Annotated in this window: 16 protein-coding genes; 10 read left to right on the top strand and 6 right to left on the bottom strand. The window is 74.8% G+C overall.

Annotated elements, in window-relative coordinates:
- The first annotated feature begins 33 nt into the window (after positions 1-33).
- Complete coding sequence (locus ABZW14_RS05495) at positions 34-1,002, top strand: helix-turn-helix domain-containing protein (protein WP_355340254.1); 969 nt, start codon at positions 34-36, stop codon at positions 1,000-1,002.
- Between the two features lie 2 nt (positions 1,003-1,004).
- Here ABZW14_RS05495 and ABZW14_RS05490 read toward each other — a convergent pair whose 3' ends face one another.
- Entirely contained in the window at positions 1,005-1,904 is a 900-nt protein-coding gene (locus ABZW14_RS05490; RefSeq protein WP_355340251.1) for a ribokinase, read from the bottom strand.
- 20 nt (positions 1,905-1,924) lie between these two features.
- Complete coding sequence (locus tag ABZW14_RS05485; RefSeq protein ID WP_355340910.1) at positions 1,925-2,821, bottom strand: ABC transporter ATP-binding protein; 897 nt, start codon at positions 2,819-2,821, stop codon at positions 1,925-1,927.
- Positions 2,822-2,896: 75 nt separating this feature from the next.
- Between ABZW14_RS05485 and ABZW14_RS05480 the strand changes: the two genes are divergently transcribed.
- Positions 2,897-3,901 (top strand): ATP-binding cassette domain-containing protein, encoded by a 1,005-nt coding sequence (locus ABZW14_RS05480; protein WP_355340248.1) that lies wholly within the window; start codon positions 2,897-2,899, stop codon positions 3,899-3,901.
- On the top strand, positions 3,898-4,908 hold the full coding sequence (locus ABZW14_RS05475) for an ABC transporter permease subunit (RefSeq protein ID WP_355340245.1): 1,011 nt from the start codon (positions 3,898-3,900) through the stop codon (positions 4,906-4,908). Before ABZW14_RS05480 ends, ABZW14_RS05475 begins: the two co-directional genes overlap by 4 nt.
- A 110-nt stretch (positions 4,909-5,018) precedes the next feature.
- On the opposite strand, the gene ABZW14_RS05470 is transcribed toward ABZW14_RS05475, so the two are convergent.
- Complete coding sequence (locus ABZW14_RS05470; protein ID WP_355340242.1) at positions 5,019-6,194, bottom strand: ROK family transcriptional regulator; 1,176 nt, start codon at positions 6,192-6,194, stop codon at positions 5,019-5,021.
- A 123-nt stretch (positions 6,195-6,317) separates the two neighbouring features.
- Here ABZW14_RS05470 and ABZW14_RS05465 point away from each other — a divergent pair, with 123 nt between their 5' ends.
- Together ABZW14_RS05465 and ABZW14_RS05460 are read left to right on the top strand one after the other, a co-directional pair.
- On the top strand, positions 6,318-7,769 hold the full coding sequence (locus ABZW14_RS05465; RefSeq protein WP_355340240.1) for a glycoside hydrolase family 3 N-terminal domain-containing protein: 1,452 nt from the start codon (positions 6,318-6,320) through the stop codon (positions 7,767-7,769).
- A gap of 36 nt (positions 7,770-7,805) precedes the next feature.
- The gene (locus ABZW14_RS05460) at positions 7,806-9,002 is read left to right on the top strand and encodes a PP2C family protein-serine/threonine phosphatase (RefSeq protein ID WP_355340237.1); all 1,197 of its coding nucleotides are present in this window, start codon (positions 7,806-7,808) and stop codon (positions 9,000-9,002) included.
- A 6-nt stretch (positions 9,003-9,008) separates the two neighbouring features.
- On the opposite strand, the gene ABZW14_RS05455 is transcribed toward ABZW14_RS05460, so the two are convergent.
- Positions 9,009-9,371 carry an STAS domain-containing protein gene (locus ABZW14_RS05455; protein WP_355340234.1) on the bottom strand — a complete coding sequence of 121 codons (363 nt, stop codon included), beginning with the start codon at positions 9,369-9,371 and terminating at the stop codon, positions 9,009-9,011.
- Between the two features lie 135 nt (positions 9,372-9,506).
- On the opposite strand from ABZW14_RS05455, the gene ABZW14_RS05450 reads away from it, so the two are divergent.
- The 3 genes from ABZW14_RS05450 to ABZW14_RS05440 are packed head-to-tail and all read left to right on the top strand — an operon-like array spanning position 9,507 to position 11,120.
- A complete protein-coding gene (locus ABZW14_RS05450; RefSeq protein ID WP_355340231.1) occupies positions 9,507-9,983 on the top strand; it encodes a hypothetical protein in 477 nt (158 codons plus the stop codon).
- Positions 9,980-10,480, top strand: coding sequence for a DCC1-like thiol-disulfide oxidoreductase family protein (locus ABZW14_RS05445; RefSeq protein WP_355340229.1), 501 nt, complete (start codon positions 9,980-9,982; stop codon positions 10,478-10,480). The genes ABZW14_RS05450 and ABZW14_RS05445 overlap by 4 nt, the downstream gene beginning before the upstream one ends.
- A complete protein-coding gene (locus ABZW14_RS05440; RefSeq protein ID WP_355340226.1) occupies positions 10,413-11,120 on the top strand; it encodes a TetR family transcriptional regulator in 708 nt (235 codons plus the stop codon). Before ABZW14_RS05445 ends, ABZW14_RS05440 begins: the two co-directional genes overlap by 68 nt.
- Positions 11,121-11,302: 182 nt before the next feature.
- Here the strand turns inward: ABZW14_RS05440 and ABZW14_RS05435 are convergent, their stop codons facing one another.
- Entirely contained in the window at positions 11,303-11,968 is a 666-nt protein-coding gene (locus ABZW14_RS05435; protein ID WP_355340223.1) for a GNAT family N-acetyltransferase, read from the bottom strand.
- A gap of 170 nt (positions 11,969-12,138) precedes the next feature.
- Between ABZW14_RS05435 and ABZW14_RS05430 the strand changes: the two genes are divergently transcribed.
- Both ABZW14_RS05430 and ABZW14_RS05425 read left to right on the top strand, forming a co-directional pair.
- Positions 12,139-12,324 carry a DNA repair protein gene (locus tag ABZW14_RS05430; RefSeq protein ID WP_355340220.1) on the top strand — a complete coding sequence of 62 codons (186 nt, stop codon included), beginning with the start codon at positions 12,139-12,141 and terminating at the stop codon, positions 12,322-12,324.
- 99 nt (positions 12,325-12,423) lie between these two features.
- Complete coding sequence (locus ABZW14_RS05425; RefSeq protein WP_355340217.1) at positions 12,424-12,939, top strand: hypothetical protein; 516 nt, start codon at positions 12,424-12,426, stop codon at positions 12,937-12,939.
- A 127-nt stretch (positions 12,940-13,066) separates the two neighbouring features.
- Here ABZW14_RS05425 and ABZW14_RS05420 read toward each other — a convergent pair whose 3' ends face one another.
- Positions 13,067-13,807, bottom strand: a complete 741-nt coding sequence (locus tag ABZW14_RS05420; RefSeq protein ID WP_355340215.1) for a Clp protease N-terminal domain-containing protein — start codon at positions 13,805-13,807, stop codon at positions 13,067-13,069.
- Positions 13,808-14,066 lie beyond the last annotated feature (259 nt).

The following is a 14,066-nucleotide window of genomic DNA, read 5'->3' as shown; positions in this document are numbered from 1 at the left end:
GGCGTGATCGCCGTCCTTCGCTAACATCCCGCCATGACCTCCGTAGACCGGACCGTGGCGGTGCTCGCGTACCCCGGGATGTCGGTCTTCGAGACCGGCATCGTGACCGAGGTGTTCGGGCTGCCCCGGCCCGAGCTGGAGGTCGACTGGTACCGGCTCACCGTCTGCGCGGAGCGCCCCGGCCCGGTGCCGGTCGTCGGCGGGGCGGCCCTGCACACCCCGTACGGCCTGGAGACCCTCGCCGCGGCCGGCACGGTGATCCTGCCCGGGGTGCCGGACGTGGCCGCCGACCCGTCCCCGGAGCTGGTGGCCGCGCTGCGCCGGGCGCACCACCGGGGCGCCCGGCTCATGTCGATCTGCTCCGGCGCGTTCGCCCTGGCCGGCGCCGGCCTGCTCGACGGCCGGCGGGCCACCACCCACTGGCGGTACGCGGACCTGCTGGCCCGCCGCCACCCGGCGGTCACGGTCGATCCCGACGTGCTCTACCTGGACGACGGCGACATCCTCACGAGCGCCGGCAGCGCCGCCGGGCTGGACCTCTGCGTGCACGTGGTCCGGCGCGACTTCGGCGCGGTGGTGGCCAACGCGGTGGCCCGCCGGCTGGTGATCCCGCCGCACCGCGACGGCGGGCAGGCCCAGTTCATCGAGGCGCCGGTGAGCGTGGACCCGGACGACGACCGGATCGCCGCGAGCCTGGCCTGGGCGGTCCGCCACCTGGCCGAGCCGCTGACCGTGGCCGTGCTGGCCCGGCAGGCCCACCTGTCGACCCGCAGCTACCTGCGGCACTTCGCCCGGGCCACCGGCACCAGCCCGATCCGCTGGCTGATCGACCAGCGGGTGCGGGCCAGCCTGGCCCTGCTGGAGACGACCGACGCACCGGTGACCGAGATCGCGGGGGCGGTGGGCTTCGACAGCCCGGTCACCTACCGGCACCACTTCGGCCGGGCCATGCGGACCTCGCCGTCGGCCTACCGGCGGGCGTTCCGGGCCGGCGCCGCCTGAGGTCAGACCGGCCGGCTGAACAGCTCGTCGATCTCCACCCGGCGGGGCAGCGCCACCGAGGCGCCCAGCCTGCGGACGCAGGCCGCACCGGCCGCCGCCGCCCAGTGCACCGCCTCGACCAGCTCGCGTCCCTCGCCCCAGGCCACCGCCAGGGCGGCCGTGAAGGCGTCGCCGGCCGCGGTGGAGTCGACCACGTCGACCTTCACGGCGGGGACGTGCACCGCCGGCCGGTCCCGTTCGACGTACCAGGCGCCGTCGCCGCCGATGGTGAGCACCGCGCGGGGCACCGCCGCGAGCAGCGCCCCCGGGTCGTCCCGGCCCCGGCCGGTGAGCGCGCGCGCCTCGGTCTCGTTGACCACCAGCAGGTCGGTCGCGGCGAGCAGCTCCGCCGGCACCGGCCGGGCCGGCGCCGCGTTGAGCACCACCCGGGTGCCGGCCGACCGGGCCGCCAGCGCCGCGGCGGTCACCGTCTCGACCGGCACCTCCAGCTGCGCGACCAGCACGTCCGCCTCGCGTACGGCCGCCAGCTCGCCCTCGGTGAGACCGGTGAACGCGTCGTTGGCGCCGGGGGTGACCAGGATGGCGTGCTCACCCGCGCCGCCGACCATGACCAGGGCGACGCCGGAGGAGCCGTAGACCACCCGGAGGTGGCCGGTGTCGACGCCGGCCGCGGTGATCCGGGCCTTGAGGGTGACCCCGAAGGCGTCCGAGCCGATCGCGCCGAGGAACACGCAGGACGCGCCGGCCCGCACGGCGGCGACGGCCTGGTTGGCGCCCTTGCCACCGGGCAGCATGACGAAGTCGTCGCCGAGCAGGGTCTCCCCCGGCCGGGGCAGCGCCGCGGCGGTGCCGACCAGGTCCATGTTCGCGCTGCCCACCACGGCGATCCGGGTCTGCTGCACGGCGTGCCCTCCCGTCCGGCTCAGGCGGCGCGGGCGGTCCAGCGCTCGCCGGCCCGCGCGACGACCAGCGGCAGGCCGAAGGTCTTCGACAGGTTGTCGGCGGTGAGCGTCTCGGCGAGCAGGCCCTGCGCCACGATGCCCCCCTCGCGCAGCAGCAGCGCGTGGGTGAAGCCCGGTGGGATCTCCTCGACGTGGTGGGTCACCAGCACCATGGCCGGGGCGTCCGGGTCGTACGCCAGGTCGGCGAGGCGGGCCACCAGGTCCTCGCGGCCACCCAGGTCCAGCCCGGCGGCGGGCTCGTCGAGCAGCAGCAGCTCCGGGTCGGTCATCAGGGCGCGGGCGATCTGCACCCGCTTGCGCTCGCCCTCGGAGAGCGTGCCGAACGTGCGCTCGGCGAGGTGGCCGATGCCGAGCTGGCCGAGCAGCGCCCGGGCACGGGCCTCGTCGGTGCGGTCGTAGCTCTCCCGCCAGCGCCCCACCACCGACCAGGCCGCGGTCACCACGACGTCGGTGACCCGCTCGTCGGTGGGGATCCGCTCGGCGAGCGTGGCCGTGGAGAGGCCGATCCGGGTCCGCAGCTCGTTGACGTCGGTGCGGCCGATCCGCTCGCCGAGCACGTGTGCCGTGCCCGTGGTCGGGTGCAGCCGGCCGGCGGCGAGGTTGAGCAGGGTGGTCTTGCCGGCGCCGTTGGGGCCGAGCACCACCCAGCGTTCGTCCAGCTCGACCCGCCAGTCGACGTCCTGCAGGAGCGCGCTGCCGGAGCGCCGGACGCCGACCCCGTCGAGGCTGACCACCAGATCCGCGTCCACGGGCGAGGGGGCGGGGGCGCCGGCGGCGCCGGGGATCAGGTCACCAGTCACCGGTCCATCCAACCACGCAGCCGGCTCGGTGCCCCCCACGGGCGGCGTCGCCACCATAGGGTGGGGCGCCGTGTCGTTGGTCACCACTCCGGGAGGACGCCTCATGCCCGACCGCTGCCGGGAGGCGTGCGGATGAGCGCGGTCATCGAGATCGCCGGTCTCCGCAAGACGTTCCACACGCTGCGTCAGGGGCGCCGGATCGCCGTCGACGGGTTCGACCTGCTGGTCGAGGCGGGTCAGGTGCACGGCTTCCTCGGCCCGAACGGCTCGGGGAAGACCACCACGCTGCGGGCCCTGCTCGGGCTGGTCCGGGCCGACGCGGGCCGGATGCGGGTGCTCGGGGCCGAGTCCCCGGAGCGGCTGGCCGACGTGGCCGGGCGGGTCGGCGCCATCGTGGAGAGCCCCCAGTTCTTCGGCAACTTCACCGCCCACAAGACGCTGCGGCTGCTGGCCCTGGCCGGCGGCGTGCCCACCGCCCGGGTGGACGAGGTGCTGGAGCAGGTCGGCCTGCGGGACCGCGGCGACGAGCGGGTCAAGGGCTACTCGCTGGGCATGAAGCAGCGGCTGGCGGTCGCGTCGGCGCTGCTCAAGGACCCGGAGCTGCTGATCCTGGACGAGCCGGCGAACGGGCTGGACCCGGCCGGCATCCGGGAGATGCGCGACCTCACGAGGTCGCTCGCCGCGGCCGGGGTGACCGTGCTGCTGTCCAGCCACATCCTGGCCGAGATCCAGCTCATCTGCGACCACGTGACGATCATCAGCCACGGCCGGCGGGTCGCGTACGGGCCGGTGGAGGAGGTGCTGGCCGGCTTCGACCAGCACCAGTGGCAGGTCCGGGTGGCCGAGCCCGAACAGGCCGTGGAACTGCTCGGCCGCGCCGGCCTGGCGGTGACCGCGCAGTCCGACCGCCTGGTGGTGACCGGTGTCGTCGACCCCGAGCTGATCAGCCGCACGCTGGGCGAGCAGGGCCTCTGGGTACGCGAGCTGGTCCCGCTCCGGCCGGACCTGGAGAGCGTCTTCCTGGAACTGACCGGCGACCACCCGCATCCGGCGCTGCCCCGTCAGGTGGACGGGGCGCCGCCGCGCGACGGAGTGATCGACCTGGACGTCCGGGAGAGCCGGGAGGTGGACGCGTGAACCTGGTCCGTGCCGAGCTGGAGCGGCTGGCCGCCCGCCGCTTCGTCCAGCTCATGGTGCTGCTGCTGGCGGTCGCCTTCGCGCTCACCGTGGCGACCACGCTGGCCGGCTCGCACCGGCCCACCCCGGTGGAGCTGGGCCGGGCCCAGGCGCAGGCCGCCGACGAGGTACGCAACCTGGAGCTGGCGCACGACCGCTGCCTGCGGATCAAGGCGGGCACCGTGACGCCGGACGAGAACGACTACCTGCCGCGGGACTGCGCGCAGATCGACCCGGCCCTCATGGAGAAGCTGCCGAGCACCGCCGACTATCTGAGCGGGGTGTTCGTCTTCGCCAACGAGGCCGAGCCGCTGCTGTACTTCCTGATCGCGTTCCTGGCGATGTTCGGGTTCCTGGTCGGCGCCTCCTACATCGGCGCCGACCTGAACTCCGGCGGCGTGGTCAACCTGCTGCTCTGGCGGCCACGCCGGCTCGCGGTGCTCGGCGCCAAGCTGGGCACGCTGCTCGGCGGGCTGCTCGGGCTCTCCGCGCTGGCGTCGGTGGTCTACCTGGGGGTGTTCTGGCTCATCGGCGAGGCGTCCGGGCTGACCGGCCGGCTGGGCGGCGGCTTCTGGTCGTCACTGGCGGCCGTCTGGGTGCGCGGGCTGGTGCTGGTGCTGCTCGCCGCGGCGCTCGGCTTCGCCCTGGCGACGCTCGGCCGGCACACGTCGGCGGCGCTCGGCACGGTGGCCGCCTACCTGGTGGTGTGGGAGCTGGGCGCGCGGCTGGTGTTCCAGATCCTCTCGGTGACCCGCCCGGACCGGTTCATGCTCTCCAGCTACCTGGCGGCCTGGCTCAGCGGCGAGGCGCGCTTCTGGGACAACGACGCCTGCTCCGGCGACATCGCGGGCTTCTGCGACGGTTACTACTCGCTGGGCTGGGCACCGGGCCTGGTGGTCCTGCTCAGCCTGACCGCCGCCCTGACGGTAGTGGCCTTCACGGCGTTCCGCCGCCGCGACCTGATCTGAGCGGCACCGGTGCGGCCCGGCTCCGGGCCGCACCGGCAACTCCTTGCAGAGATTCGTCACCTCGTGAAGAATTCCTTCACATGGCGACACGGGCGACGACGGGCCGGCGGTCAGCCGACCGTCGAGCCGAACACCTCGTCGCGCACCGCGTCCAGGGCGGTGCGCAGCGCGCCGCGCAGGATCGGCTCCTCGGTCAGCCCGGTGCTGACCACCCGCGGCCGGACCAGGGTGATCGCGGCGACCTCGTGCTGCACCCGCTCGGCCAGCGCCGCCCCACCGGCCTGGCCCACCTCGCCGGCCAGCACCACGAGCGGCGGGTCGAGCACGACGCAGGTGCTCGCCACGCCGAGCGCCAGCCGGCGCGCCAACTCGTCCAGCATCGGGCCGCCCGCGGTGCCGGCGGCGATCGCGGCGCGCACCGCGTCGGCCGCGCAGTCCGCCGCGAAGCCGTGCTCGGTGGCCACCGCGCGGACCGCGTCGGCCCCGGCGAGCTGCTGGAAGGCCGGCTTGGCCCGCTTCGACACGTCGCGCGGGATGGGCACGCCGGGCACCGGCAGGTAGCCGATCTCGCCGGCCGCCCCGCTGCTGCCGTGGTGCAGCCGCCCGCCCAGCATGATGGCCAGACCGACGCCGGCGTCCAGCCAGACGAGCACGAAGTCCGAGGTGCCCTGCGCCGCGCCGGACTGCGCCTCGGCCACGGCGGCCAGGTTCACGTCGTTCTCGAAGACCACCGGGGTGTGCAGGTCCTCCCGGAGCGCGGCGAGCAGGCCGCTGTGCCAGCGCGGCAGGTTGAACGCGAAGGTGATGTCGCCGGTGCCGGGGTCGACCAGGCCGGGGGTGCCGAGCACGATCCGCCGCACGCTGGACAGCTCCGCGCCGGCGCTGCTGGCCGCCTGGACCACGGCGTTGTGCACCACGCCCACGGGGTCGTCGGTGTCCTTGGTGGACTGCTCGACCCGGCCGACCACCGCCCCGGTGATGTCGGCACAGGCGGCCACCACCCGCTCGGCGCCGACGTCCACGCCGACCACGTACGCGCTGCCCGGGCGGACCGCGTAGAGCTGGGCGTTCGGGCCCCGCCCGCCGGCCTGCTCGCCGACCCGGGTGACCAGGCCGCGCTCCTCCAGCCGTTCGACCAGCTGGGACGCCGTGACCTTGGAGAGCCCGGTCAGCTCGCCGATCCGTGCCCGGGTCAACGGCCCCTGCTCGAGCAGCAGCTCCAGCGCCGCGCGGTCGTTGAGCGCCCGCAACAGTCGGGGGGTGCCGGGCAGCCGGGTCGCACTCATGCCACGTCCTTTATTTTCAGTAAAGTTTGCTAACCACAAAACGCCTGCCGAGGGGTGTCCGTTAGCGTATCGGCCACCCCGATCCGGGGCTGTCGGACGACCCGGCAGGGAAAGGGGATACTCGTGGGGTTGGATCCAGGACTCCGCCGGCTCGCGCTGGGCACGCTGCTGGCGGCGTACCCCGGCCCGGTCCCGCCCGACTGGGCGGTCGACCTGCTCGCCGAGGGGTTGGCCGGGCACACCCTGTTCGGCACCAACATCCACGACCCGGCCCAGGTGGCGGCGACCACCGCGGCGCTGCGCGCCGGCCGCCCGGACGTGCTCCTCGCGATCGACGAGGAGGGCGGCGACGTGACCCGGCTGGCGCACGCCACCGGCAGCCCGTACCCGGGCAACGCCGCCCTCGGCGCGGTCGACGACCCCATCCTGACCCGCCAGGTGTACGCGGCGATCGGCGCGGAGCTGGCCGCGCTCGGCATCAACCTCGACCTCGCGCCGACCGTCGACGTGAACACCGCCGACGAGAACCCGGTGATCGGCACCCGTTCGTTCGGCGCCGACCCGGTCCGGGTGGCCGTCCACTCGGCGGCCGCGGTCGTCGGCCTCCAGTCCGCCGGGGTGGCCGCCTGCGCCAAGCACTTCCCCGGGCACGGCGCCACGGTCGCCGACTCCCACTACGAGCTGCCCACCGTCGACGTGCCGCCGGCCGTGCTGCGCGAGCGTGACCTGCCGCCGTTCGCCGCGGTGGTCGACGCCGGCGTACGCGCCGTCATGACCGCGCACATCCGGGTGCCCGCCCTGACCGGCGACGGTCCGGCCACCTTCAGCCGGGCGGTCCTGGTCGACCTGCTGCGCGGCGAGTACGGGTTCACCGGCGCCGTGATCACCGATGCGCTGGAGATGAAGGGCGCCGCGCTGGCCGCGGGCGGGGTGGGACCGGCCGCGGTCCGCGCCCTGGCCGCCGGGGCGGATCTGCTCTGCATCGGCGCGAAGGTCGACGCCGGCCTGGTGGAGCACGTCGTCGAGGAGATCGTCGCGGCGCTCGGTGACGGCCGGCTGGACCGGGCCCGCGTCGAGCAGGCCGCCGGCCGGGCCGCCGAGCTGGCGGCCTGGACCGCCGCGGGCGGCTCCGCGACCGAGACCCCGGACGGCCTCGGCTACGCCGCCGCCCTGCGTGCGGTGCGCGTCGAGGGCGACGTCACCGGCCTGGCCACGCCGCTGGTGGTGCAGGTGCACGCCCCCTCCACCATCGCCGAGGGGCGGGTGCCGTGGGGGCTGGGCCCGCACCTGGCCGGGGCGGAGGTGATCCGCGCGGTCGCCGGCGAGACCGACCCGGACGAGCTGCGCCGGCTCGCCGGGGACCGGCCCGTCGTGCTGGTCGGCCGCCACCTGCACCGGCTGCCCGGGGCCCCGGAGCTGGTCGACGCGCTGGCCGCCACGCACCCGGTGACCGTGGTCGAGATGGGCTGGCCGGGCGCCTGGCGGCCGACCGGCGCCCGGGCCTTCGTCACCACGTACGGCGCCAGCCACGCCAACGGCCGCGCGGCGGCACAGGTGCTCGGCCTGGCCGGCTGAGGTCTGCCCGGACGCGTTCCGGGGTACACGGGTCGGATGAGCGCAACCGAGCCCTGGCACCGGGCGCTGGCCGACCTGGCCGCCCGGTCCCACCGGGTGCCTCCGGACGCGCTGTCCACGGCGGTGACCGAGGCGGTGCGCGACCTCGGGGTGGCCGTGACCACGTACCTGGTGGACGTCGAGCAGGAGCTGTTGCGCCCGCTTCCCGAGGCGGGTCGCCCGCTGCCGGAGCCGGTGCCGATCGACACCAGCCTGCCCGGCCGCGCCTACACCGAGGTGCGGGTGCGGGCCGGGCAGGACGGCCGGCTCTGGGTGCCGGTGGTCGACGGCACCGAACGGCTGGGCCTGCTGGAGGTCCGGTTGCCGGCCGGCGCGGACCCGGGCGACCCTGCCCTCCGGGACGGCTGCCAGACGATCGCCGGCCTCGTCGGGCACCTGGTGGCCAGCAAGTCCGCGTACGGCGACGGCCTGCACCGCGTCCGGCGCAGCGAGCCCATGGCGGTCTCGGCCGAGCTGCTCTGGCAACAGCTCCCGCCGCTCACCTTCGCGACCGACACGGCCGTCGTCAGCGCGATCCTGGAGCCCTGTTACGAGGTGGGCGGGGACGCGTTCGACTACGCGCTGGACGGGGGCCGGCTCGCGCTCGCGGTGCTGGACGGGGTCGGGCACGGTCTGCCCGCCACGCTGACCACCTCCGTCGCGCTGGCCGCCCTGCGGGCCGCCCGCCGCACCGGCGGCGGGCTCGCCGAGCAGGTGGCCGCCGTCGACGCGGCCCTGCTCAGCCAGTGGCGGGACGGGCGGTTCGTGACCGCCGTCCTGGCCGAGGTCGAGGTCGGCACCGGGCAGGTCCGCTACGTGAACGCCGGGCACCCCGCCCCGGTGCTGCTGCGCCGGGGACGGGCCGTGCGGGCCCTGACCGGCGGACGGCGCCCGCCGCTCGGCCTGAACCTGCCCGGCGGCGAACCGGGCGAGGCCCGGCTGGAGCCGGAGGACCGGCTGCTGCTCTACACCGACGGCGTGACCGAGGCCCGCGACGCGGCCGGGGAGATGTTCGGTCTGCCCCGGCTGGCTGACCTCGCCGAGCGGCACATCGGCTCGGAGTTGCCCGCGGCGGAGACGCTACGCCGGCTGAGCCGGGCCGTGGCGGCACACCGCGGCACCGCCTCGCGCGACGACGCCAGCATGGTGCTGGTGGAATGGTCCGGCGCGGCGGCGGCCCGCATGGAGCCCTGAGGCGGTTCAGCGCAGGCGGCGCCAGCCGGGTTCCACGGCGGTGCCGTCGTCGTCCCGGCCACCCGGCCAGCCGAGCAGGACGTCGACCGCGGTGATCCGCAGCACCCGCGCCACCAGCGGCTGCGGGTCGGCCACCCGGAGCGTGGCGCCCCGGCCGACCGCCTCCGCGGCGCCGCGCAGCAGGGCCGCCACCCCGGTCGAGTCGAGGAAGTCGACACCGCCGAGGTCGACGACGATCTCCACCACGTCGGGCCGGTCCAGCACGCCGTCGAGCACCCGGTCGAACGTCGGCACCCCGGCCATGTCGAGGTCGCCGGTCAGGCTGAGGACCAGCCGCCCCGCCCCCGCGTCCCGCGTACCGATCTCCATGAGCCGCCCGTCCACTCCGACAACGCCGTCGCGACCATACCGGTCACGCACCGGCGGCCGTACTTGAACGTGTTCAAAAGCTGTCGTACGCTGAGCGCGACTTCGATTTGAACGCGTTCAAGAGAGGCGACGGGGATGGACGTGAAGGTCTGGATGTACCTGGCCTACCTCGCGGTCAGCATCGGGCTGACCGTGTGGGTGGCCCGGGCGCTCGCCCGCAACGGGCTGGTGTTCCTGGAGGACGTCTTCGCCGACAAGCGGCTGGCCGACGCGGTCAACAGCCTGCTGGTGGTCGGCTTCTACCTGCTCAACCTCGGCTACGTCACGGTGGCCATGAAGGAGGCCGGCCCGGTGGGCACCACCAGCCAGGCCCTGGAACAGCTCTCCATGAAGGTGGGTTGGGTGCTGCTGGTCCTCGGCGCGCTGCACTTCTTCAACGTCTTCGCGCTGGGCCGCTACCGGCGCGGGCGGCTGCGCCAGCAGGCGGCCGGCCACCCGCCGATCGCCCCGGTCGGCTACCTTCCGCCCCAGGGCGGCCCCCGGCCGGTCGCCCCCACCGCGGCGCCGGCCGGCCCGGCACCCGGGCAGGCCCCGCCCACCCCGCCTCGATGACGCTCTCCCCGGGCGGGCACCCGGCGGATCCCACCGGGCACGGGGCCGGTGGGATCCGCGGGTTCACCGTCCTCTACGACGCCCACTGCCCGCTGTGCCGGGCCGCCCGGCAGTGGCTCGCCTCGCGCGCCCAGCTCGTACCCCTGGAGTTCCTGCCGGCCGGGTCGGCGGAGGCCCGGCGGCGCTTCCCCGGGCTCGACCACGACGCGACGCTGCGGGACCTGACCGTGGTGGCCGACACCGGCGCGGTCTACGCGGGCGACGGCGCCTGGTTCGCCTGCCTCTGGGCCCTGGCCGACCACCGCGCGACGGCCGAACGGCTGGCCCGCCCGCACCTGCTGCCGCTGGCCCGACGGGTGGTGACGACCGCCTCCGCGGTCCGTGAGCTGGTCCGGGAACCCCGGCCGGACCCGGGATACGGTGACGACGATGACCGAGCAGACTGCGCCGACGACCGCTGCGGGTGGCCCGAGCACCGGGCCGACGGCCCGGGGTGAGCAGACCCGCCAGCTGATCCTGGACACCGCCATGCGGCTGTTCCGCGAGCGGGGGTACGCGCGCACCACCATGCGTGCCATCGCCCAGGAGGCCGGCGTGGCGGTGGGCAACGCCTACTACTACTTCGGCTCGAAGGAACACCTCATCCAGGAGTTCTACGCGGACACCCAGCGGGAGCACCGGGTGGTGGCGGCGCCGGCGCTGGCCCGGGAGCGGGACTTCGCCGCCCGGCTGGCCGCCGTGCTGCACGCCGGGGTGGACGTACTGACGCCGTACCACTCGTTCGCCGCCGCCTTCTTCAAGACGGCGGCCGAGCCCACCTCGCCGCTCAGCCCGTTCTCCGCCGAGTCGTCCGGCCCGCGGGACGCCTCGGTCGCGCTCTTCCGGGAGGTGCTGGAGGGCTCGGCAGCCAGGGTGGACGACGAGCTGCGCGAGCCCCTGCCCGAGCTGCTCTGGCTCGGCTACATGGGCGTGGTGCTCTACTGGGTGCACGACCGCTCCCCCGGCCAGGCCAAGACCCGCCAGCTCATCGACGGCGCGGTCCCGCTGGTCGACCGGCTGGTGGGGCTGTCCCGGCTCCGGGTGCTGCGCCCCGTGACCCGCCAGGTGGTCTCCCTGATCCACACCTTGCGTCACTGATCGCTGCGGAGGACCGGATCGAGCCGGACCGCAGGTCAAGTCCGCAACCGGACAGGGGTCACCAGCCCTTCACCCCTTGCTCGACACAAGGCGGACACATAGCGTTACCAGAGTCAGGACCTGGGGGGACAGGCCGCGGACCGTGGATCCGGCCCGGGATCCACGGTCCGCGCCTGCACCGGTCAGCGCGGGAACACCCCGTAGGACGTCCAGCCCCGGTCCGGGAAGCCGGCCGCCTCGGCCACCCGCGCCGAGGCGGAGTTCTCGTGGTTGTGCAGGTAGGTGGGCACGGCTCCCTCGTCCAGCACCCGCCGGGCCGCCTGGGCGACGAGCCGCCGCGCCAGACCCCGCCCCCGCGCCGCCGGCACCGTCCCCACCGCCAGCTCGTGCCCGTACGCGTCGTGCCGTTTGATCGCGGCGCCGGCCAGGTACGCCCCGTCGGCGTCCCGGACCACCAGCACCTCCCGGTCGAACAGCCGCAGCCAGGGCGGCAGCCCGGGCGTGTTGGGCGGCACCCACTCGCCGGCGTCCGGCAGCGGTGCCGGCGCGGTGCTCCACCGGAACAGCCCGGCGTGGGTGATGAACTCGGGCGTGCCGACCGCCGCCGGCAGGGCGGGCAGCAGCTTCTCGCCGGGCCGCTCCCGGATCAGAGCCCGGATCACGGCGGCCCGGTCCGGCGGCACCGAGAGGATCGCGCACTCCGGCGAGGCGACCGCCAGGGCCGGGCGCAGCCGCCCGTCCCAGGCCGGCCGGGCGCGCCGGTGCGACCGGACGACATGCAGCCCGGGACCCGCCGGCCACTGCCCCAACCAGGTCGCCAGGTGCAGGAACAACCGCCGGTCGAGCACGTGATCATGGTACGCCCGGCGCGCCGGGTCCGGTGCCGGAGTTGATTGAGGCGCCCGTCGGGTGGGTAGACGCATTCCGAACATCATCGTCGATCGCGGAACCGGAGCCATCGATCCCGCGTCATATTCATTTCCATACATGTACAAGTTTCTCTGGGACGGTAATGGTCATGCCGAATCAGCCGAATGACCGGTACCAGCAGGACGCCGAGCAGCGCTGGCAGGCCGTCGAGGCCGCCGGGCGGTTCCCGGCGCAGGCCGACTACCGGGGAACCCGCCGCGGGTCGCTCTCCTGGGCCGAGCTGAACGCACTGCCGGCGGGCACCTCCACCCGGCGGGGCCTCACCGCCCGCTGACGCCCGACACACCGGGGCGCTCCACACCGAGCTTTCGCACACCTGTGCTGTAACGTCTTGTGGTCCGAATCCCGGCCTACCACAGGAGAAACTCCGCGCATGGGCAAGAAGACGATCCACGTCTCCGACTTCAGCGGCCAGGTGCTGCGCCCCGACGACGAGGTGGTCAAGGTCGTCGTGCTGGAGCACCCGGACCTCGTGGCCGGGCCCGTGCAACTCGACGCCACCCCGGTCGAGGTCGAGAGCATCGACGACGCGGCGCTGGACGTGGCCGTCGTGGAGATCCACGACCGGCACGGCGGCGGCGAGCCGCGCCGGGTGGTGCTCACCGCCAGCGAGTTCGACGCGATGGCGACCGACATGCCGATGGCGCAGCTGCTGCGCACCGCCGAGCGGGTCAAGCCCCCCAAGGCCCGGCGCTCCGCCGAGAAGATCGACTACGGCACCATCGAGCACGCCGGCAAGCCGCACCGCGGCCGGGTCACCGACGAGGAGGCCCGGCTGGTCCGCGAGCAGCTCGACGAGGTGAACAAGCGCCTCGCCGACGCGGGGATCCGGCAGGTCGACCCGGCCGACCCGGAGCACGCGGCCCGCTACGGCTTCCTCACCGACTGACGCACCGGCCGGGCACGCGCCCCCGTGGCGCGTGCCCGGCGTCAGTGCGGTCCGGGCGTTGATACCGCTCGGGCCTTCTGCGGTGCGGGCGTTGGTGCGGTGCGAGCGCTGGTGCTGTCCGGGCGGGTCAGGCCCGCTTGCGGGTGATCTCGGCGAGGGCGCCCTCCACCGCGTGCTCCAGGGCCGTCTTCTCCAGCCCGAGCCCGGTGAGCACGCCGTCGCCGCCCTCCTCCTCGAGCAGGGCGAGCAGGATGTGCTCGGTCCCGATGTAGTTGTGGCCCATCCGCAGCGCCTCCCGGAAGGTCAGCTCCAGGACCTTCTTGGCCCGCGCGTCGTAGGGGATCAGGTCGGGGACCGTCTCGGCCTTCGCCGGCAGGGTCGCGGTGACCGCCTCCCGCAGCCGCTCCAGGGGTACGCCCCGCGCCACGATCAGCGCCGCCGCGAGCGCTTCCGGCTCGGCCAGCAGACCCAGGGCGACGTGCCCGGGCGTGATCTCGGCGTTCCCGGCGGCCCGCGCCTCCTCCTGCGAGGACACCACCACATTGCGGGCGCGCGGGGTGAACCGGCCGAAGCCGGCGTTCGGGTCGAGGGCCGCCGCCGTTTCGGCCTTCGCGGCCGACCGCTTCTGGGCGGCCTGCTTGCTCACGCCCATGCTGCGGCCGATGTCCGTCCACGACGCCCCCGACCGGCGGGCCTGGTCGACGAAGTGCCCGATCAGGTGGTCGGCGAGGTCGCCCAGATGGTCCGCGACCAGGACGGCGCCGGCGAGCTGGTCCAGTGCGTCGCCGTGCACCTTCTTGATGCCCTCGATCAGCTCGTCGAGGCGTACCGGGTGATTCATCTTCAGCGGCTCTGTCTCCTCCGTCATGCGTCAACCATAGGTTGACGCACTCTTCGCGTCAACCACTGGTTGACGATCTCGGGCGGGCGGCGACGGAGGGGTACGAGGTCGGAGCGGCGCATGAAACGGGCCGGAGCCCTGCGTGGCGTTCCACCTACGCCGGGAACCGGGAGGGCGCGTGCGCGAGATGACGGTTGCGTCCCGCCGGGTGGTGTAGAAGTTGACCTGCTTCGGCGTGCCTCGGGCATAGAGGTGGGTCATCGCGTGAGTCTCTGTGTGAACGACC

The organism is Micromonospora sp. NPDC004551, assembly GCF_040609975.1.
Classification (GTDB): Bacteria; Actinomycetota; Actinomycetes; order Mycobacteriales; family Micromonosporaceae; genus Micromonospora.
The sequence above is the reverse complement of the archived record's forward strand: the minus strand, read 5'-3'. Positions and strand labels throughout refer to the sequence as shown.